An 18,760-nucleotide genomic window follows, 5' to 3' on the forward strand; every position below is an offset into this window, starting at 1 on the left:
GAGAAAAAAATGACATTTTTTATCCATGATTCCAGTTATCTAGATGAAGGAGCTAAAGTGGGAAATGGAACAAAGGTTTGGCATTTTTCTCACATTATGTCCAAGGCGGAAATTGGGGAAAAGTGCAATTTTGGGCAGAACGTTTTCGTGGGGAATAATGTAAAGATAGGTAATGGAGTAAAGGTGCAGAATAATGTATCTATATATGAAGGTGTAGAACTAGAGGATTACGTTTTCTGCGGACCAAGTATGGTCTTTACCAATGATATGAATCCTCGTGCAGCTTTTCCTAAAGACCCTAGACAAAGCTATTTAAAAACTTTAGTGAAATACGGAAGCAGCATTGGTGCTAATGCAACTATTGTATGCGGGACAACGGTTGGTAAATGGGCATTTATTGCAGCCGGTGCTGTTATTAATAAAGACGTACCAGACTATGCCATGATGGCAGGTGTACCTGCCCGTCAAATCGGTTGGATGTGCAAATGCGGTAATAAGTTAGATTTAGAGGAAAGTCAACAATGTAAAAGCTGTAACCGCGAATATGAGTTATTAAAAGATAATCAATTAGTAGAAAAGAGTGTTCAATTATGAAAATACCTCCATTTACTACGGAAGAAGAAACAAAAATATTGAAACCCGAAATTATGAAAGAAATTGAACGAGTTATTGACTCAGGACAATTTATTATGGGTCCTGATGTGAAAGAATTTGAAAGTGAAGTAGCTGAGTATCTAGGCTCTCAATATGCTATAGGGGTAAACTCAGGCACTGATGCACTAGTGATCGGACTTTTAGCTGCAGGGGTAGGCGAAGGAGATGAAGTCATTACTACTTCTTTTACTTTCTTTGCAACTGCAGAGGCCATTTCCCAAATTGGTGCGACTCCTGTATTTGTCGATATCGAGGAAGCTACATACAATATTAATATTTCTTTAATTGAAGAGAAAATCACAGAGAAAACCAAAGCAATTATTCCTGTTCACCTTTATGGTCATTCAGTGAATATGGATCCACTTACGGAGGTAGCTCAAAAACATAAATTAAAAGTGGTAGAAGATGTTGCCCAAGCTTTTGGATCTGAATACAAAGGAAAAAAAGTAGGTTCAATTGGTGATGTAGGCTGTTATTCTTTTTTCCCAACTAAGAATTTAGGTGCATATGGGGACGGTGGTTTAATTACAACAAATGATAGCGAAATCGCTGAAACAGCTAAAATGCTTCGTGTGCACGGGGCGAAGAAAAAATACCAAAATGAGATTCTTGGTTTTAACTCTAGGTTAGATTCTATTCAAGCAGCTATTCTACGCATTAAATTGAAAAAGATTGATGAATGGAATGAAGGTCGAAGAAAGGTAGACAAAGCTTATAAAAAATACCTGGGAGACGTTGAAGAAATTATTCTCCCGAGTGAGCAAACATACACACATCATGTCTATCATCAATATACCACTCGTGTGTTAAATGGAAAAAGAGACGGGCTTCAAAATCATCTTAAAGAAAAAGGTATTGGATCAATGGTTTACTATCCAACTCCCGTTCATAAGCTACCTTTATATGCTTATGAGTTAGACTTACCAAACACGATGCAATTAACTGATGAAGTTTTAAGCTTACCTATTTACCCGCACATGAGTGAAGAGAAGGTTGAGCTAGTGGCTAATGCAATTAAGGAATATTTAAATTAATCTATTATAATAACTTGGTTTTATTAGTTAACAGTCTTTTTCGATAACTGGTTTGTATTTTCTTTTTCAACTGAATCACATTCCCTGTTATTAGAGAAGAAGCCGGCTGTATGCCGGCTTTTTTCTTTTATCTTAGACAGTAAGAATTTCCTTTAACATTTGAGAGAATAGATCGGTTAATTTAAATTTCCGTTGCTAGTACTTCACCTTCAAAGATTCATTCCCTCCATTCTGCATAATCCTGAAGCCACAAAAGTGAAATGATCAGTTTAAATGGTACTCTTTAAAGCTCTCGATAATTTCTGGATTTAAATATCGGTCGTGCGTTCCTTTTATAATATTCATCCAATCATTTAAAAGAAAGTTTTTCATGTGCTTGTCAGGGATCTCTAGGATTTCATTCGTATAATAAAGAAAGGTAAAATGACACTTTTTGTCGAGGATATGTATACCCCGCATACCATCTTCGTCTAATTGGGTAAATAAAATCGAATATCTCATTGAATAAACTCCTCCATTTAATAATTACATTAATGTTCTATTGTGTGTCTACTAGTATTCTTGCCGATTTGAGCATGAATGGTAAGGCTGGGTAAAATGCTTTAGAAATGAGTGAGCTATAGGAAGGTACTGCTTTTTGGATATTTGTGGGTAGAAACGAATAAAGCATAGAAGTAGAATAGTTGAGGAAATAGGAAGAAGAATTTCAGAGGCAGGAGATTGTGCAACAGCAGGTCAACTGAGTGATGACTGGGGAAGTTTTTTTCAGTGCTGTGAAGGAGGACTGGTCAGTCTTTGGGGAAAAAGAAAACTGGTTATATGATATAGGAGAGATAACGGGGCCCAATTATCACTCCTATGCCATTCCTCCGTTCTATTTGTATGGAAATCACTCCGTTTGGTTCACCTCATTCCTTATCCTGTTTTTTTCGAAAAACTTATTTGAAGTCTTCAGGTACTTCGATCGTTGAGAACAAATCCTTCGGGCGGAGGTTTTGAGTAAATGCTATGCGCATAATCACATCGAAGGTTAAATTCGTTTTTCCTGTCTCAATCGCACTGATATAAGTGTGGTGTACTTTTGCTCTAGAGGCGAACTCCTCTTGAGAAAGGCCCAGTTCTTTACGAAGTGCTGCTAGTTGTCTGCCAAATTCTTTTTTTGCTTGTGAAATATATTCTTCTTTGATTTCGCTCATGGTTAAATTTTCCTACACAATGGAAGACTTGTCTATAGACTGACAGTCGTATATTTACATTAAAAGGGAATTATTGAACTTTTTTTGTGAATTTAAACTATTTATCTTTTTTCTTTAGAAAATATAGAACTACAAAGCAGCGAATGGATTTGAGACACACAAATTCATTCGCTGTTTTTTAATAGTAAAGGTGACACTTTACCAGGTAGTTTGTGAAGAAATTTTTCACAATCCCTTATGAAATTGTACTTAAAAGTAATAGTATACATTGCCCCGGGTTTTTTAATATATTAAAATTAGATACATTACTCGATTACATATACTAGGAGGATGGACATGGACGATTTAACAGTAAACACAAATCCGGGCTTCTCTACAAGGCTTAAGGCATCTTTTGTGAAATTACGGGGTTCAGAACGCAAGATAGTAGAGTTTATTGAAAAGCATCAAGATGAAATTATTCACCTTTCTATTACAGAGGTAGCGGAACGAAGTGAAACCAGTGAGTCTTCGGTTGTTCGGTTGTGTAAGAGGCTTGGGTATAAAGGGTTTCAGGATTTAAAGATCCATTTAGCGAGAGAGGTCATTCAGCCTCAGCAGCAGATTCATGAAGTCATTGAAAAAGAAGACGATGTGACGACAGTGAAGAAAAAAATCTTCCAATCGAATATTCAGGCTTTATATGATTCTTTAGAAGTGTGTGATAATGAGGAATTAAATAGGGCGGTTGAGGTGATTTCGCAGGCTGACTTCATAGAATTCTATGGCTCTGGCGGCTCGGGTACGGTGGCATTAGATGCGCACCACAAGCTGTTAAAGCTGGGTATTAAATCTTTTGCTTATAATGATTCCACTTTGCAGGCGATGTCAGCAAGCGTATTAAGCGAGAAAGATGTCGTTATTGCAATATCTCATACAGGGGCGACGAAAGAGGTCTTAAATGCTATTAAGTTAGCAAAGGATGCAGGAGCCACCGTGGTTTGTATTACGAATTCTTCTAAATCTCCGATTACAAAAATATCAGATATTGTGCTGCAGACGGCTTCTAAGGAGACCCTTTTCCGTACGGATGCGATCTCTTCTAGAATTGCTCAGTTAACGATTATTGATATCCTGGTCGCATCTATTGCGAATCAAAAGTATGAGTATTATCTTAATAATTTACAAAAAACAAGAAAATCGACGATCGGTAAGAAACTGTAGAATCACACCATGAAAATTACATTCATTTTTTTTAAAAATATCTTGAAGGAAATTACCACCGTGTGATAAGATACTTTTAACGCATCAATTATTTGAAAATTTCAAAAATCAGGTGCGCTTTTTTAAAACTTTTAATGAAAGCGTTACCAAGGGAGGGTAATTTTTGAAGAATTTATTGTGGTCACTTGTGGTAGTTTCTTGTTTGATGTTGACAGCTTGTGGGAGCAGTGAGGATGCAGGTTCAGAAGCGCAGGGTTCAGGTAGTGATGAGAAGGTAAGCTTTAAATTATCTACTCCAGACCCGGAAGAGTCAAATGTAACTATGGCGGCGAAAGAATTTGCGGAAGTAGTTGAAGAAAAGAGTGATGGTTCTATTGAAATCTCTGTTCATCCGAATGGAACGTTGTATGGCGGAGATCCTTCAGCGGCTGTAAAGCAACTGGGGTCAGGAAGTCTTGACATGTTAGTGTTATCCACTTCCTTGTATGCGAACTTTGAACCAGAGTTCAGTGCCATCAGTGTTCCTTACTTATTTGATGATAATGAACAGTATGTTTCGTTTCTTAACGGAGATTTAGGTAATGAACTATTAGGATCGGTTTCTGATCTTGATATTAAAGGGCTGGGGTACTGGGCACGTGATTTTAGACAAATCACTAATTCTCAACATCCTATAGAGGAACCGGCAGATTTAGATGGCCTTAAGCTAAGAGTACCGAACAATCCATTGTGGGTGGAATTTTTCAAAGGTGGCGGAACAGCCACAACGCCAATGGATTTCGGTGAAGTGTACAATGCGCTTCAATTAGGAACTATTGATGGACAAGAGAACCCGCTTGGGGTCATCTCTTCAGCAAAAATGCATGAGGTGCAGGATTATTTAACCATTTCTGATCATATGGCTGATGGCTGGTTAGTTGGTTTAAACCAGCAGAAATATGACAATTTAAGTGATGATCAGAAGCAAATTCTAGAAGAAGCGACGCAGGAAGTTCAGGATTGGTCGATCGATTACAATGCCGAGCAGGCTGAATCGATCATTGAAACCCTGGAGGAAGAAGGAATGGAAGTGAACGAATTATCTGATGAACAGAAGCAGGAATTCATTGAACTTTCCCAGGAAGCGTATCCGGCATTTGAAGAAGTTATTGAAGATGAAGAATTCTTTGAAGAAGTACTTAAATCTGTAGGTAAAGACTAGGCACCTTGAAATAGGCGGCCTTTAGTCCTTAAAGGCCACTTTCTGTAAAAGGGGATAAGTTATGGAAAAGAAATTTTCAACGATCATAAGCAACCTTTTTCATGTGTTTAATAAACTGACTTCTTTCCTGGCTATACTGGCCTCTGTATCGATCTTTGTCATCGTTATTTGGCAAATTATAGGGAGGTTGATCGGGCACCCTGCACCGTGGACTGAGGAATTAACAAGGTTCGTTTTTATCTGGATGATTTTTTTAGGGATTGGCATTGGGTTCAGAAAGGCAGAATCAGCGAGGGTCACAGTGTTTATGAATGTGCTGCCTAAATTCATACAGAAGCTGTCTGTTTGGATCTACTCGATTGCTACCATCTTATTCTTTTTATTTATGGTCATTTATGGAGTTCAGTTTATTTTCCAGCAGATGGCCACGAATGAGATGAGCTCTGTCGTAATGATTCCGATGTGGATTATTGGACTCTCCGTTCCGAGTGCAGGTGTGATAGGTATCCTCAATGTCATTCAGTCTTTATTATATGACCGAGAGCTAATTTAGGAGGTACCCTGAGCTATGTCTATATTTCTGCTTGTCATGTTTTTTCTACTCGTTTTCATAGGAGTTCCAATAGCCATTTCTCTCGGCCTCTCCGTGGTAGCGACGATTGTATTATTTACTGAAGTTCCCGTCAGCATCATTATACAGTCCATGTACAGCTCGATGAATAGCTTTATCATGGTGGCTGTTCCTTTGTTTATCCTTGCAGGGATCATTATGGATGAAGGCGGTATAGCTGAGAGAATATTTGATTTTGCCAGGAGTGTCGTAGGCTGGATCACTGGAGGATTGGGGCACGTTAATATTTTTGCAAGTCTGATCTTCGCAGGGATGGCAGGTTCCTCTGTAGCGGATATCGCAAGTACGGGAAGAATCACGATTAATGCTATGAAACGTGATAACTACCCGTTGGGATATGCGGCTTCCTTAACGCTTATTACTTCCATGTTAGCTACCATCATTCCGCCAAGTATTTTAATGATTGTAGCGGCGTCAACAGCTGGTGTTTCTATCAGTGCTGCATTAATTGGCGGCCTTGTTCCGGGAGTAATAATTGCCGTTATCTTTATGGTTTATAACTATTTATATAGTAAGAAGCATGGCCTTGGAACTCATCAAAAATTCGAATGGAAGAATGTAACGAAAGAATTCATACGCGCTTTCCCGGCTTTATTAGCTCCTGTTATCTTAATCGGAGGTATTTTAAGCGGGTACTTCACCCCGACGGAAGCTGCGGCTATCGCTGTTTTATATACGCTGTTCGTTTCGATCTTCGTATATAAGGGACTGCCTTTTAGAAAGCTTCCTGATATTTTCTTAAGAACCGTAAATCTTACGGGCACGATTTTGTTTATAGCTGTAGCCGCAATGCCGGCAGGATGGGTGTTTGAATACGATGGACTGCCGACTCGACTCGCTACATTTATTAGCGGAGTTAGTGAGAGTTCGTTAGTCATCATGCTGTTACTGTTTGTATTTTTAATTATTGTTGGAATGTTTATGGATGCCACAGCAGCCATCTTTATCTTAGTTCCTATTTTAATGCCTACAGTTACGGTAGCTGAAATTGATCCCGTGTTTTTCGTGATTTTCATGGTGATTTCCCTTTCCATCGGGTTGATCACGCCGCCAATTGGAGTTTGTTTATACGCGGCCTGCAACATTACAGGATTAAAGTTAGAAGAGTTAAGCAAAGCGTCATTGCCCTGGCTGGGGATTACATTTGCCACATTAATACTCTTTATATTTATTCCGGAACTCATCATGACACCGCTTAGTTGGCTTGGTTTCTAAAAAAAGAAGAATAAAGGCAATATCCTTCTTTTTTTTACTTATATTTATGAAGGAAATTACCACCAAAAATGCAGGTAGTAGTCAGAAAGGAAGTGTTGGAATGAAAGCAGCGATTTTTCATGGACCTAATGATATTAAGCTGGAGGAGGTAGACAAACCCGCAATTGGCACACAAGAAGTACTAATGAAGGTTAATGTGAGTGCTGTTTGCGGCACGGATGTACGCATTTATGAAGGAAAGAAAACGAAAGGAGTGAGAACGCCTTCCATTATCGGCCACGAACTTGTAGGGACGATTGAGGAAGTAGGAGCTGAAGTAGCAGACTTCGCTATTGGAGAAAAAGTAGGAGTGATCCCGGTGATCCCATGCGGACGGTGTTACTACTGCATGAATGACAGGGAGAATGTATGTGCCAATCGTACCGCTATTGGTTATGAATTTGATGGAGGATTTGCAGAATATGTAAGAATCCCTGAGTCCGCTATAAAATCGGGCAACTTAGTTAAACTGCCAGACAACGTTTCCCTCGAAGAAGCAGTAATTACAGAACCTCTGGCTTGCTGTTTGAACGGGCAGCGTAAAGCGAACGTAAAAATGGGAGATACAGTGGTCGTTATTGGAGGAGGCCCCATTGGTTTAATGCATGTTCAGCTGGCCAAAGTGGCAGGAGCAAAACATGTGATCTTAAGTGAACCTATTGATCATAGAAGAGAAAAGGCGTTGTTAGCGGGAGCAGATCTTGCGGTAGATCCAGAATCAGAATCGCTGGAAAGTATAGTACTGGAGAAAACGGATCAGTTAGGGGCCGATGTCGTCATCATGGCTATTGGAGTTCCCCCACTAGTGAACTCTTGTCTTTCCTTATTAAAAAAAGGAGGAACATTAAATTTATTTGCTGGCTTTACGAAAGGGGTTCTCGGAGAAATAGATCCCAATGTGATTCACTATAACGAAATTAATGTAAATGGTACCTCAGCGCTGACACGGTCCGATTATTATCAGTCTCTGTCTCTTATTTCCTCGGGACAAATTAATACTGAAGTCCTGACGACCAAAGGTTATAAACTAGAAGATATTCAAAAGGCAATCATGGATGTACGAAATGGCAACGGGATGAAATCCGTTATTAATGTATAAAAAAACAATTAAAGGAGAGATAAACATGGGAGTATTAGGTAAAGAAATTAGAATGAATCGTTTAATCAATCAGGAGTCTGGTAAGCTGCTGGCGGTAGCTGTTGATCAGGCAATGGCGAGGGGTATTTTTGATGAGTTAATGCCGATTGACCGAAAGTTAAGCGAAATCGTAGACGGAGGACCAGATGCCATTACGATGCATAAAGGGATTGCGGATACATGCTTTAGAAAGCACGCTGGAAAAGCAGGGCTTATTCTTAAAGCATCCACTTTTTCTCCATGGCAGCCGAATTATGATACATGGGTGACAGAAGTGGAAGAGGCCGTTCGTTTGGGGGCTGATGCCGTCTCAATGGGATGTATTGTAGGGGGAGATGACCAGCCTGAACAACTGCGCAATTTAGGAATTATTTCAGGGCAAGCTTCTAAAAGCGGCCTGCCTACAATTGCTCACATTTATCCTAGAGGGAATCAAATTCCGGAAGACGAGAAGAATGATTGGAAGCACGTCGCTTATGCCGTGAGGGCTGGTGCTGAATTGGGCATTGATATCGTTAAAACAAAATATACTGGTGATCCGGATTCCTTCCATAAAGTAGTGTCTTCTACCCCAGGAAAAGTAGTTGTCGCCGGCGGTGATATTGGTAACAACGTAGAGGACTATTTCCAAATGGTGTATGATGTAATTGAAGCAGGAGGCGCGGGCATTACTTTTGGTAGAATCGTATGGAATAATCAGAACCCAACAGCTATTGTGAAAGCGTTTAAGAACATTATTCATCATAATGGGACCGTAAATGAAACCATTGAACTTTACAATGAATTAATCAATCAACCAGCAAACCTATAAATCTATGAATTAGGGTGGGGGATTATGTCACATGTCATCGGAATAGATATTGGAACGAGCGGCATCAAAGTGGGCGCTATGAATCAAAATGGAGAGTTAGGGTTGATTGAATATCAACCCTATTCTCTCCACTATCCTCAAAAAGGATGGGTCGAAATTGATCTAAAGGATATATGGCATAGAACGAAAGAGTTGCTCGGGAAGGTCATTCATAGTGTGGAAAGCACGGGGTCTGTGGATGCAATCTCGCTTTCAACCTTTTGTAACTCTTCTGTTTTTCTGGATGAAGCAGGGGAACCGCTGTGCCCTGGAATCATGTATCTGGATCAAAGAAGTAAAGAAGAAGCAGAATGGATTAAAGAAGCAGTGACGGAAGAAAAAATCTATGACATTACTAAAAACAGGCTTGAACAGGGAATGTACTCAGTGACTTCCCATCTATGGTTTAAGAATAACCGTCCTGCTTTGTATGAACGAACCCATAAATGGGGAAATCTCTCGACCTACATACTGAACAAGCTCACAGGGAGTTTCGTCATGGACTGGACTCAAGCTTCTTTTTCAGGGATGTATAACATTGAAGAATATAGCTGGTCCGAAGCCATCTGTGAACAGGTGGGGCTTGAGATGGAGAAACTCCCTGAAGTCGTAGATCCATGTTCGATTGTAGGCGAGTTAAATTGTTCAGAACTGTCTCTAAACGGTATACCTGTTGCAGCGGGCGGAGCTGATACAGCCAGCTCCACCCTAGCTTTAGGCATCCAGCCTGGAGGAGTCTTTGAATCGGTAGGTACTTCGAATGTACTGACCGCATGCACCGAGAATCCTGGTAATTTAGATAAAAGGTTTCTTAATCGGTGTCATATTAAAAGAAACCAATGGTTATCCCACGGTGCGATGTCTTTTCCAGGAGCGGCCATTCAATGGTTCTATGAAGAATTCCTGAAAGAAGAAAACGAATCCAAACAAATTCTTGAAGAACTTCCCCAGCAATCCCCAATCGGTTCGAATGGAGTATTCTTCCTTCCTTATATGCAGGGAGAACGATCACCGATATGGGACCCTAATGCCCGCGGTACATTCGCAGGGATATCATTGAACACGAAGAAAGCAGATATGATGAGAGCGATTTTAGAAGGATGTTCTTTTGGATTGAGACAAATCCATGACATCCTTGTAGAAACGTATAAAATTGAATTTAAGAACCTTCCGTCTATTGGAGGCGGGTCCACAAATCAAACCTGGGCCCAGGTGAAAGCCAATGTTTTAAATAAGAATATTGAAATGAAAAGTATATCAGAAACGGGCGTTTACGGAGCATGTTTAATAGCGGGAATTTCTGCCGGGTTTTATAAAACATTGGAGGAAGCGTCAAACCTTGTCGCTAACCAAACAACGCAAGTTATCCATCCGAACCTGGATGAAGTGAGCATTTATAACGAGCACTTTAACGTTTTTAATGAATTGTATCCTTCATTAAAGCAATTCTTCGCTAAAAGTATAAACCTCTAATAGTTAAAATTAGAGGATAGGGAGGAGATCACTAGTGAAAAGCTCCATCTATATTACCAGAAGACTGCCTGATTCCATCGTAGAAAGTCTGGAAGCCTACTTTGAAATTAAAATGTGGGAGGAAGATACTCCTGTACCGAGAGAGGTTTTGTTGAGGGAAACTCAGAATGTGGAAGGAATCTATTGTCTGCTTACAGATACAATTGACGAAGAAGTTATCAAAGGAGCTCCAAATTTAAAAGTGATCAGCAACATGGCCGTTGGATTTAATAATATCGATGTAGAAGCCGCTGAACAACGGGGAATCGTTGTCACGAATACGCCCGGAGTATTAACGGAAACTACAGCAGATTTAACATTCGCATTACTAATGAGTACAGCCAGGAGAATCCTAGAGGCTTCCGATTATTTAAGAAATGGAGACTGGGATACATGGTCACCGATGTTACTTACCGGCCAGGAGGTACATGGTTCTACGATTGGAATCATTGGCCTCGGAAGAATTGGAGAAGCGGTTGCGAGAAGAGCCAAAGGTTTCGGGATGAATCTTCTCTATTATAATCGAACAAGAAAAATTGAAAAAGAAGAAGAAATCGGCATTCAATATAGGGAGTTAAATGAGTTATTAGCAGAATCCGATTTTGTGTGTGTGATGATCCCCTACAGTCCCAGCGTTCATCATTTCATAGGAAAAGACGAGTTAGCCCAGATGAAGACCAACGCGATCCTAATCAACACGTCAAGAGGTGGAATCGTTGACGAAGAAGCCTTATACGAAGCGCTGGTGAACAAACAAATATGGGGAGCAGGCTTGGATGTATTTGAAGAAGAACCTGTGTCTCTCCATCATCCTTTGCTGTCTTTGTCTAATGTTGTCACGCTTCCTCACATCGGCAGTGCAAGTGTAAAAACAAGATTGAAAATGGCTCAATTAGCAGCCGATAATATCATTCACGTGTTAAACGATAAATCGCCTCTTACCCCGGTGAATAGCTAGAAGACTATCTTATGTAAGTACAAAAAGCCTGATTCGACCTCAAGAATCAGGCTTTTTTCTCCGTAGAAATCCTTCAATTGATTGGAAAGATAATCTCTTAAATTCATATGGTTAATCTCTTCAGTATGGATCTGATCCCTTCGTTTTACATAATTCTGTCGAGAAAAATCGACCGTATTTCTTTAGTATGGCAGGCTTGCAGCGGAAAATGGTTATTTCTATTTATCTTCCTTTATTTAGGTTTTATCGTCCAGGTTATGGGAATTGAACTACTAACTTTATGGAGGAGGTTTTTAATAGAATGGGCATGACTGTCAGTGAAAGGTTAAATACGCCAGGGGTGGAGAATCTGCGTCAGGCTGCGGTGTTGGAGTTTACGCATGAGGTATTTGAGTCAGATAATTTCCGTTCGTTAGAGGTGCTGACGGCAGATCAGCATCAGCTTTTTATTGTGAATCGTAATGACCGCACACTAACCGTTCTCAGCATTGATCCGACCATGAACGTGACCAAGGAAACGTTGCTTACGGATCGAATCATTTCCATGAAGGAATATTTTGAAGAGTACAGCCTGGTTGATAATACGCCGCCTAAGAAGCTGGAAGTTGTGTTGCCTGAGGGCCGTGTCGTAGTGATTGAACCAGGCCTCACACTCACCCAGGAGAAAAGCTACCTGGATCCGGACATACAGAATCAAATGAATGAGGATTTTGAAATGTTGATCAATGCATTAAAGAGTACTGTGATTCTTTAATATGACGAATACAGGAGAAGACGGCAATGGGCCGTCTTCTTTTTTTAGGTTATGGTACATATAAATGACTAAATGTACAATATATGTTGCAAAAAGACGTGAATAGTATATAATGGAATGAGAAGGAAAAAGATGTTCTGCCGTGGTTTTAACTTACATGACCAACAGGAGGATGAGTATGAAATTCTCATGGACGAAAAGGAAAGAACTAGACGAGCGAGTGACGATTTTACAAAATAAAATTTACCGTGAGCTTTATACGCTTGTCGTGATGATTTGTGGAGGTTCGTTAGTGTATAAAATTTTTCAGGGGGAAGCATCGACGGGCAACATTTGGCTGGAAATGGTCATCTTAGTTGCGGGAGGGATCTACTATCTTGCCAGAGCGTCCCACTTAGGAATTTTTACAGATGAAGTGGAAATGCATGATCGATCAAGCAGAATAAAGCTAAACACGAAGAATTTAATTCTCAGCCTTTCATTAGGGGCAGGGATCTCATTATTCTTTGCTGTGAGGAATTCATTAAAATATGGCGAAGGCACCATGGAAACAACGATTTATTTTTTCCTCATTTTGATCACATCTTTCGCGATTTACATTCCTGTCTTATTTGGCCTGATTGTGGTACCCTCTCTCATAGCCAAGCAGAAAAGCGAACGCATGAATGAACGCGATTTAGAATCTGCAGACGACGAAGATGAGCGGTGATCCTAATGAAAAATAAGAAACTGAAAATGGCGCGGGCGGAACACGATCTTTCCCAGCAGGAGCTTGCCAAGAAGGTTGGTGTCTCCCGGCAGACGATTGGTTTGATTGAAGTGGGCAAATACAATCCGACGCTTCAGCTCTGTTTATCGATTTGCTGGGCGCTGGATAAAACGTTGGATGAATTGTTTTGGCAGGAAGAGGCGTAAATGCTGCGCTCTTCCTTTTTTTATGGGTGCTATACAGAGGACGGCCATTGGCTGTCTTCTTTTTTTTCGTGGAGGAAGACAAAAATTTTAAAAAAAGTTTTAGGTTTTTTGACACCAAAAGACCCCCTGCGAACGATTATAGATATGCAGGGGTTTTTCGATAAGCCCTCATACTATAGAAGGAGAGTGGTTGTATGAATTATTTAAAGGAGATCAATGCGTTTCATGATGAGGTGGAGCTGAATTCGCTTACTGCTTTTGCTTCACTGCTTTGGCACGTGCTGATGCAGTTCAACAACAAGACAGGATGGAAGAAGGAGTTTACCGTTCCGACGGCTGTGATTTTAGCGAAATACGGCTTAAGTGAGAGCTCGTTTCTTCGCGCGCGAAAAGAATTAGAGGAGAAGGGATATCTGACCTTTCAGTCCGGGAGCCGGTTTCAGGCACCAACCTATCAAATGATTTCCCAGGTGAAAGAGCAAGTGATGGATGATGGGGAGGATACAGTGAAGGACGATGTGACGGATAGGGTGAAGGATGAGCCGGAGGATAGGGTGGAGGTATTATTTAAAAGAAAAGAAGTGAAACGAAAAGAAAGAGTAGTAGGTGGGGACGCGCCGCCTCACGCCTTTTACGAACAAAACATCGGAATGCTCTCTCCCTTTATCGCAGAGAAGATCACCGATTGGTGTCATCAGCTCTCCGATGAACTGGTGATGGAGTCGATGAAAATGGCGGTGCAGCATAACAAGCTGTTTTTCAATTACTGCGAGGGGATCTTACGACGCTGGGAGAGTCAGCAGGTGCAGTCGCTAGACGATGTGCGGCGGATTGAGGAACAGAAGACGCGATCGAAACAGAAGAAGAAGGAGAAGGAAGACCGGACGTCTGTGTTAAGCCGCATGTTTGAGAATCATCGAAAGGGGAGTCTGATATGAAATATGAAGAAGCTGCAGAAGTACTGGAAACCATCGAAGAATTATTCCCGGAGAAGTTTGTGATTACGGAGCGGAAGATTGCTGTGTTTATCCCTGAGTTGATGAAGATGGATTTCGCTTCTGTGATGGACAAGCTGTTTGGATATGCTGCTCGTTATCCTTTTCCTCCAACACTTGCTGACATCGCCTCCTATCCTCCAAAGCCTAATGATTACCTGGAGAAAAAGAAGCAGTGGGACGAAGAAGCGGCGAAAGTGCCGCAAGAGACGAAGCGTCTTTTTGAAGAGAAGTTCGAGGCGCTGTTGAAGAAGGTGTCGAAATGATTCACAACAGAGAAGCGGAACAGTCGGTCATCGGTTCGGTCCTGCTGAAAGGGGATCTGATTAAAGACGTCACACTCAGAGAGGAGCATTTCTACGAAGCACGCCACCGCCTGATTTACCAGGCGATGCGCAAGATTGATCAAGTGGGCGATCCGGTCAACTTAGTGACAGTAACAACAGAATTATATAAACGCATCAAAGAAGTCGGAGGCGTCAGTTACTTAAGCAACCTCGCTCAGTCCATTCCTTCAACGGAAAGCCTGAAGCATCATCAGCGGCTCGTGCTGGATTCCTACCGCAACCGCAAAACGATGGAACAGGCAAGCCGCTACATTAATGACCCCACCGAAGAAACCCTCGATACGCTCATGAGCCGCCTAGAAGATTACCGCGCGGAAGGCAGAGTCCGGGAAGAACAGACAACGTACGAAGCGTTAAAAGAGATTGCCGGAGAAATCACGAACCCGCCAGCCGACGGAATGACCGGATTTGCCACCGGCTACAGCGAAGTCGACGACATGACCGGCGGCAGTCAGCGCGGCGACTTGATCATCCTCGCCGGCCGCCCGTCAATGGGAAAAACAGCCTTCGCCTTAAACCTCGCCGCCCACCACTGTAAAAGCGGCGGCACCGTTCACCTCTTCAGCCTTGAAATGGGACGCAAATCTCTGCTGAAGCGCATGCTCTCGTGCGAAGCGGAAATCAACGGACAGAAATGGCGCTCGATGAATTTTTCCCACGACGATTACGTTCACTGCCTGGAAGCGATGGGAGAGGTCAGCGACTGGCAGCTTCATATCCACGAGCATGAGCGCACCGTCACCGACATAAGAGCCAGGGTGAGGCAGTCGATCAAGAAGGAAGAAGTCAGCCAGCCGCTGATCATCATTGATTACCTGCAGCTGATGGCCACCACCGGCCGCTACGAACGCCGCGATTTAGAAATCGGAGCCATGACCCGCGAGCTCAAGCAGCTGGCAAGGGAGCTGGATGTACCGATCATCCTCCTCTCCCAGCTGTCGCGAGGGGTGGAGCAGCGCAAAGACAAACGCCCGATGATGGCAGACCTGCGGGAATCCGGCAACATTGAACAGGACGCAGATGTGATCGGCTTCTTCTACCGGGAGGATTACTATAACCGGGAGGCGAACGATAACGAAGAGGTGGAATTTTTGCTGAGCAAGCAGCGTAATGGTCCGGTTGGAAGTGTGAGGCTGAGGTTTATGAAGGAGTATGGGAAGTTTGTTGGGACTCATAAGATCGTAAATAACAAGGAGGATATTTGACATTTTGACTTGAATTATGAAAAAGAGTTGGAAGTATTTTTTGATGTGATCGATATCGAACAATTATCTGTTTTCGGATTATAGTTAAAAAACCACGATTCCTTTACACAGCAATCGTGGTTTTTTCTTTACTCAATTCTTTTTTGCGGGTATGAATATTTTATTGAGTAATAATGATAGCGACCAATAGAGTCAGCTGACATAAGCTCTTCATATACATAGTCAGGTACACCAGAATACTCGTATAAACCATCTTGAAATCGAATCAATAGTTTGCAAGTCACGGGATTATAAGCCACAGCTTTTAGATGAGAAGATTTAACAGGAATCATATTCAAGACTAGCCACCTCCTCCCCTTACTTTAAAACTGAAAAAAATACATTCCACTTTTGAAAATATGTTGGAGATAGTAAAGCTAGAACTTGTTATTTATCATTCATTTGAATTGGAGAGTATTAATGGAAATGGACGAGTGACAGTAATAATACCGTTAACCTTATGAGTTGGCTTAGATCTGAAATTTGAGTCTCTGCCCGTGGACGGCCCAGAAGAAGATTTCGCCGCTTTCAACGTCGGGTTTCCCTGGGGATGAAAAGAAAGAGGATAGGGAGGATTTTATGAAAGTTCCTTTCATTTTTGCAATGTCATAGGAATAACTTTCCCTTTGATTGGGTAGAAGCCCCCTCAGGCTGAGGAGGCTTTTTGAATTATTGCCCGTCCATATCCGGAAGAGCTTTTTGCATGTTTTGAACAGGTCGGCTTTGTCTTGCTCTTTGCGTTAGTTGCTGCATTCCACCATTGCGGTTCATACGAGAAAACCCATACATTGCTGCAGCACCAATAGCCCCAGCTGTACCTAAAGCTAACCATGAAGTTCCATTTCGTCTGCCATTCATTTGTTGATCACCCTTTAATGAAGAAGTTTTAAGGTCCTTGTTAGGAACACGTTTAGTTTATCTATCTAAAGGCTCTTTAAACAGGTGATATTTATCTAAAACATCTGTATTTTTCCAGTTTAGTCCCAACAACAAAATTGATGGTCACCTATACTTTTTAAAATAAAACAGAACCTGGCAGGTTAGAGTGTTTGGCGCAATGAGCCCACACAATGAATAATCTCTCCTGTTTATTGGCACATTATACGGATGGAGAGGTTAGCATGGATAGCTTCCGCATACCATTAGATTCTTCTGTTTCATTGGACGACTAAATGGCCTTTGTGATACTTTCATTCTTCGGCCCTTTCTAAGATAAACGCTTTCATAATTCTGAAAAAAATACTGTCCGGCCGCTTTAAGTCAGGAAGTTAAAGGACTTGAATTCCAAATCTTATAGACCTATTTCTGCACTTCTTTCATTAACTTGTCGATTTTCTCCAATTTGTTCAATTTCTTCTAAACTGCGACCGCGCGTTTCAGGAACACGTGTCCGGATAAATAGAACTCCGAGTAAACAAATAACGCCGAAGATGGCAAACACAGCTTCTTGAGCCATCGAAGCGGTCATAATTGGAAATAGCAGTCCCACTAAGAAAGATCCGATCCAGTTAAAGGAGGAAGCTAATCCTGACGCACTCCCGCGAATGGCCAATGGGAAAATCTCCCCAACGATTACCCAGGTTAAAGGAGCCCACGTGAATGAATAAAGGGCTACATAGATACTTAAAAACACAACCACCATCATAGGGCTGGCATTAGGAATGACTAAATTCAATACGGACGGCAGAATAAAGGACAGTCCCATAATGGTTCCGCCTACGGTTAGTAAAGTACGACGATTAAATTTATCAGCAATCACGAGGAACAGTAAGGAACCCAGTACGAGAATAACTCCTTGAATAATTGGCCACATCAACGCTGAACTAGCTTCATGCCCTGTTGCATTTTCTACAATCAATGGAATGTAATAAAAGATTGCATTTGCCCCCTGGAATTGTTGAAAAGCAGCAACGCCTAAACCGGCAATGACTAAATAACGGTATTTATTACTTAAGAGCGTACTCCATGACACTTTTTGATTACGCTTTTGTTCTTCTCTGGCCATTTCCTGGATTTGTACAATTTCAGAATCAATTTCTTTTTTGTTAGAGCGAAGATAGCCCAACACCTTACGAGCTTCATCAAGTTTATTGTTCTTAATTAAAAAACGTGGTGATTCAGGTAATCTTAACATACCGAAGTATAAGACCAGAGCAGGTACAGCAGCCATACCAAGCATCATCCGCCATGCCATGGTTACCGGCAGATCTTTCAATAAATAATCAACAATGTAGGAAAGTAACATTCCAGAAACAATCATAGTTTGATTAATTCCTGACAGTCGTCCCCGTAAACGGGCAGGTGCCATTTCTGACATATAAGCTGGGACGAGGGCAGAAGCCGCACCAACGGCCAATCCTAATAACACACGAGCAACCACTAGAAATAGGATCCCATTATGAGGAGCTATTCCTGAGAAAATAGATCCAACGACAAAAATAACAGCAGATATTAAAATCATCTTGCGTCGTCCTAAACGGTCAGAAAGCTTCCCGGCCAGGAAACCTCCAAAGATAGCTCCCAACATCACCGAAGAGGTAATCCAGCCAATGGCCCCTGCACTGTTTTCAAGGTTCCAGTCATTTTGCAAGAAGGGTAATGCCCCTGTCATAACACCGATATCATAACCGAAGAGAATGCCTGCGAAAGCACCAAAAAAATATATGAAGCGACTGGAAATTTTCTTTTCTTTTTGCATGATAGTTTCCTCCTCAACCCTCACGTTTTAACAAATTCAATGCTAAAAACATAGTTTCACACCGAAATATGAAGCGTTTTCAACTTTTTTTAAAAAAATAGAATCCCGCTCCCAATTTGAAGCATCTGCTGACTGGAATACTTCTATCTACCTCCAGGAAAGCCGCAGAACTTTCC

21 protein-coding genes are annotated in these 18,760 nt (G+C 41.5%); 16 read left to right on the forward strand and 5 right to left on the reverse strand.

Going from position 1 to position 18,760, the window contains the following annotated elements; all coding sequences use genetic code 11:
* Positions 1-9: 9 nt before the first annotated feature.
* Together C1A12_RS03665 and C1A12_RS03670 are read left to right on the forward strand one after the other, a co-directional pair.
* Positions 10-594, forward strand: a complete 585-nt coding sequence (locus tag C1A12_RS03665; protein ID WP_101842482.1) for an acyltransferase — start codon at positions 10-12, stop codon at positions 592-594.
* Positions 591-1,688: a DegT/DnrJ/EryC1/StrS aminotransferase family protein gene (locus tag C1A12_RS03670; RefSeq protein ID WP_101842483.1), complete on the forward strand. Its 1,098-nt coding sequence runs from the start codon at positions 591-593 to the stop codon at positions 1,686-1,688. The genes C1A12_RS03665 and C1A12_RS03670 overlap by 4 nt, the downstream gene beginning before the upstream one ends.
* Before the next feature lie 264 nt (positions 1,689-1,952).
* Here the strand turns inward: C1A12_RS03670 and C1A12_RS03675 are convergent, their stop codons facing one another.
* Together C1A12_RS03675 and C1A12_RS03685 are read right to left on the reverse strand one after the other, a co-directional pair.
* On the reverse strand, positions 1,953-2,189 hold the full coding sequence (locus tag C1A12_RS03675; RefSeq protein ID WP_101842484.1) for a hypothetical protein: 237 nt from the start codon (positions 2,187-2,189) through the stop codon (positions 1,953-1,955).
* Between the two features lie 437 nt (positions 2,190-2,626).
* Entirely contained in the window at positions 2,627-2,884 is a 258-nt protein-coding gene (locus C1A12_RS03685; protein WP_101842486.1) for a helix-turn-helix domain-containing protein, read from the reverse strand.
* A gap of 336 nt (positions 2,885-3,220) precedes the next feature.
* On the opposite strand from C1A12_RS03685, the gene C1A12_RS03690 reads away from it, so the two are divergent.
* From C1A12_RS03690 to dnaB, 14 genes are all read left to right on the forward strand, one after another.
* A complete protein-coding gene (locus C1A12_RS03690; RefSeq protein ID WP_101842487.1) occupies positions 3,221-4,087 on the forward strand; it encodes a MurR/RpiR family transcriptional regulator in 867 nt (288 codons plus the stop codon).
* 163 nt (positions 4,088-4,250) lie between these two features.
* Entirely contained in the window at positions 4,251-5,288 is a 1,038-nt protein-coding gene (locus C1A12_RS03695) for a DctP family TRAP transporter solute-binding subunit (protein ID WP_101842488.1), read from the forward strand.
* A 61-nt stretch (positions 5,289-5,349) separates the two neighbouring features.
* Complete coding sequence (locus tag C1A12_RS03700) at positions 5,350-5,841, forward strand: TRAP transporter small permease (protein WP_101842489.1); 492 nt, start codon at positions 5,350-5,352, stop codon at positions 5,839-5,841.
* A gap of 15 nt (positions 5,842-5,856) precedes the next feature.
* A complete protein-coding gene (locus C1A12_RS03705; protein ID WP_101842490.1) occupies positions 5,857-7,134 on the forward strand; it encodes a TRAP transporter large permease in 1,278 nt (425 codons plus the stop codon).
* A 100-nt stretch (positions 7,135-7,234) separates the two neighbouring features.
* A complete protein-coding gene (locus tag C1A12_RS03710) occupies positions 7,235-8,272 on the forward strand; it encodes a zinc-dependent dehydrogenase (protein WP_101842491.1) in 1,038 nt (345 codons plus the stop codon).
* A gap of 25 nt (positions 8,273-8,297) precedes the next feature.
* Complete coding sequence (locus C1A12_RS03715) at positions 8,298-9,122, forward strand: class I fructose-bisphosphate aldolase (RefSeq protein WP_101842492.1); 825 nt, start codon at positions 8,298-8,300, stop codon at positions 9,120-9,122.
* Between the two features lie 24 nt (positions 9,123-9,146).
* A complete protein-coding gene (locus C1A12_RS03720; protein WP_101842493.1) occupies positions 9,147-10,634 on the forward strand; it encodes an FGGY-family carbohydrate kinase in 1,488 nt (495 codons plus the stop codon).
* A gap of 34 nt (positions 10,635-10,668) precedes the next feature.
* On the forward strand, positions 10,669-11,631 hold the full coding sequence (locus C1A12_RS03725; RefSeq protein ID WP_200816544.1) for a D-glycerate dehydrogenase: 963 nt from the start codon (positions 10,669-10,671) through the stop codon (positions 11,629-11,631).
* Positions 11,632-11,932: 301 nt separating this feature from the next.
* Complete coding sequence (locus C1A12_RS03730; RefSeq protein WP_101842495.1) at positions 11,933-12,385, forward strand: hypothetical protein; 453 nt, start codon at positions 11,933-11,935, stop codon at positions 12,383-12,385.
* A gap of 178 nt (positions 12,386-12,563) precedes the next feature.
* Positions 12,564-13,094, forward strand: a complete 531-nt coding sequence (locus C1A12_RS03735) for a DUF6773 family protein (RefSeq protein WP_101842496.1) — start codon at positions 12,564-12,566, stop codon at positions 13,092-13,094.
* 5 nt (positions 13,095-13,099) lie between these two features.
* The gene (locus C1A12_RS03740; RefSeq protein ID WP_101842497.1) at positions 13,100-13,300 is read left to right on the forward strand and encodes a helix-turn-helix transcriptional regulator; all 201 of its coding nucleotides are present in this window, start codon (positions 13,100-13,102) and stop codon (positions 13,298-13,300) included.
* Between the two features lie 194 nt (positions 13,301-13,494).
* Positions 13,495-14,238, forward strand: a complete 744-nt coding sequence (locus tag C1A12_RS03750) for a DnaD domain protein (protein WP_101842499.1) — start codon at positions 13,495-13,497, stop codon at positions 14,236-14,238.
* The gene (locus C1A12_RS03755; RefSeq protein WP_101842500.1) at positions 14,235-14,561 is read left to right on the forward strand and encodes a hypothetical protein; all 327 of its coding nucleotides are present in this window, start codon (positions 14,235-14,237) and stop codon (positions 14,559-14,561) included. Before C1A12_RS03750 ends, C1A12_RS03755 begins: the two co-directional genes overlap by 4 nt.
* Complete coding sequence (dnaB, locus tag C1A12_RS03760; protein ID WP_101842501.1) at positions 14,558-15,847, forward strand: replicative DNA helicase; 1,290 nt, start codon at positions 14,558-14,560, stop codon at positions 15,845-15,847. Before C1A12_RS03755 ends, dnaB begins: the two co-directional genes overlap by 4 nt.
* Positions 15,848-15,975: 128 nt before the next feature.
* Here the strand turns inward: dnaB and C1A12_RS03765 are convergent, their stop codons facing one another.
* From C1A12_RS03765 to C1A12_RS03775, 3 genes are all read right to left on the reverse strand, one after another.
* Entirely contained in the window at positions 15,976-16,179 is a 204-nt protein-coding gene (locus C1A12_RS03765) for a KTSC domain-containing protein (protein WP_235001560.1), read from the reverse strand.
* Between the two features lie 376 nt (positions 16,180-16,555).
* Positions 16,556-16,744, reverse strand: a complete 189-nt coding sequence (locus C1A12_RS03770) for a hypothetical protein (protein WP_101842503.1) — start codon at positions 16,742-16,744, stop codon at positions 16,556-16,558.
* A 433-nt stretch (positions 16,745-17,177) separates the two neighbouring features.
* On the reverse strand, positions 17,178-18,608 hold the full coding sequence (locus C1A12_RS03775) for a sugar porter family MFS transporter (protein ID WP_304441613.1): 1,431 nt from the start codon (positions 18,606-18,608) through the stop codon (positions 17,178-17,180).
* Between the last annotated feature and the right edge of the window lie 152 nt (positions 18,609-18,760).

Origin of the sequence: Halobacillus sp. Marseille-P3879 (assembly GCF_900240285.1) — a bacterium.
Lineage (GTDB): Bacteria > Bacillota > Bacilli > Bacillales > Halobacillaceae > Halobacillus_A.

Bases quoted from the DNA above. Each gene is read 5' to 3' on its own strand.
- C1A12_RS03685 (WP_101842486.1), bottom strand. From the start codon at position 2,884: ATGAGCGAAATCAAAGAAGAATATATTTCACAAGCAAAAAAAGAATTT.
- C1A12_RS03735 (WP_101842496.1), top strand. From the start codon at position 12,564: ATGAAATTCTCATGGACGAAAAGGAAAGAACTAGACGAGCGAGTGACG.
- C1A12_RS03710 (WP_101842491.1), top strand. From the start codon at position 7,235: ATGAAAGCAGCGATTTTTCATGGACCTAATGATATTAAGCTGGAGGAG.
- C1A12_RS03770 (WP_101842503.1), bottom strand. From the start codon at position 16,744: ATGAATGGCAGACGAAATGGAACTTCATGGTTAGCTTTAGGTACAGCT.
- C1A12_RS03720 (WP_101842493.1), top strand. From the start codon at position 9,147: ATGTCACATGTCATCGGAATAGATATTGGAACGAGCGGCATCAAAGTG.
- C1A12_RS03675 (WP_101842484.1), bottom strand. From the start codon at position 2,189: ATGAGATATTCGATTTTATTTACCCAATTAGACGAAGATGGTATGCGG.
- dnaB (WP_101842501.1), top strand. From the start codon at position 14,558: ATGATTCACAACAGAGAAGCGGAACAGTCGGTCATCGGTTCGGTCCTG.
- C1A12_RS03740 (WP_101842497.1), top strand. From the start codon at position 13,100: ATGAAAAATAAGAAACTGAAAATGGCGCGGGCGGAACACGATCTTTCC.
- C1A12_RS03705 (WP_101842490.1), top strand. From the start codon at position 5,857: ATGTCTATATTTCTGCTTGTCATGTTTTTTCTACTCGTTTTCATAGGA.
- C1A12_RS03715 (WP_101842492.1), top strand. From the start codon at position 8,298: ATGGGAGTATTAGGTAAAGAAATTAGAATGAATCGTTTAATCAATCAG.
- C1A12_RS03670 (WP_101842483.1), top strand. From the start codon at position 591: ATGAAAATACCTCCATTTACTACGGAAGAAGAAACAAAAATATTGAAA.
- C1A12_RS03755 (WP_101842500.1), top strand. From the start codon at position 14,235: ATGAAATATGAAGAAGCTGCAGAAGTACTGGAAACCATCGAAGAATTA.
- C1A12_RS03700 (WP_101842489.1), top strand. From the start codon at position 5,350: ATGGAAAAGAAATTTTCAACGATCATAAGCAACCTTTTTCATGTGTTT.
- C1A12_RS03690 (WP_101842487.1), top strand. From the start codon at position 3,221: ATGGACGATTTAACAGTAAACACAAATCCGGGCTTCTCTACAAGGCTT.
- C1A12_RS03750 (WP_101842499.1), top strand. From the start codon at position 13,495: ATGAATTATTTAAAGGAGATCAATGCGTTTCATGATGAGGTGGAGCTG.
- C1A12_RS03765 (WP_235001560.1), bottom strand. From the start codon at position 16,179: ATGATTCCTGTTAAATCTTCTCATCTAAAAGCTGTGGCTTATAATCCC.
- C1A12_RS03665 (WP_101842482.1), top strand. From the start codon at position 10: ATGACATTTTTTATCCATGATTCCAGTTATCTAGATGAAGGAGCTAAA.
- C1A12_RS03730 (WP_101842495.1), top strand. From the start codon at position 11,933: ATGGGCATGACTGTCAGTGAAAGGTTAAATACGCCAGGGGTGGAGAAT.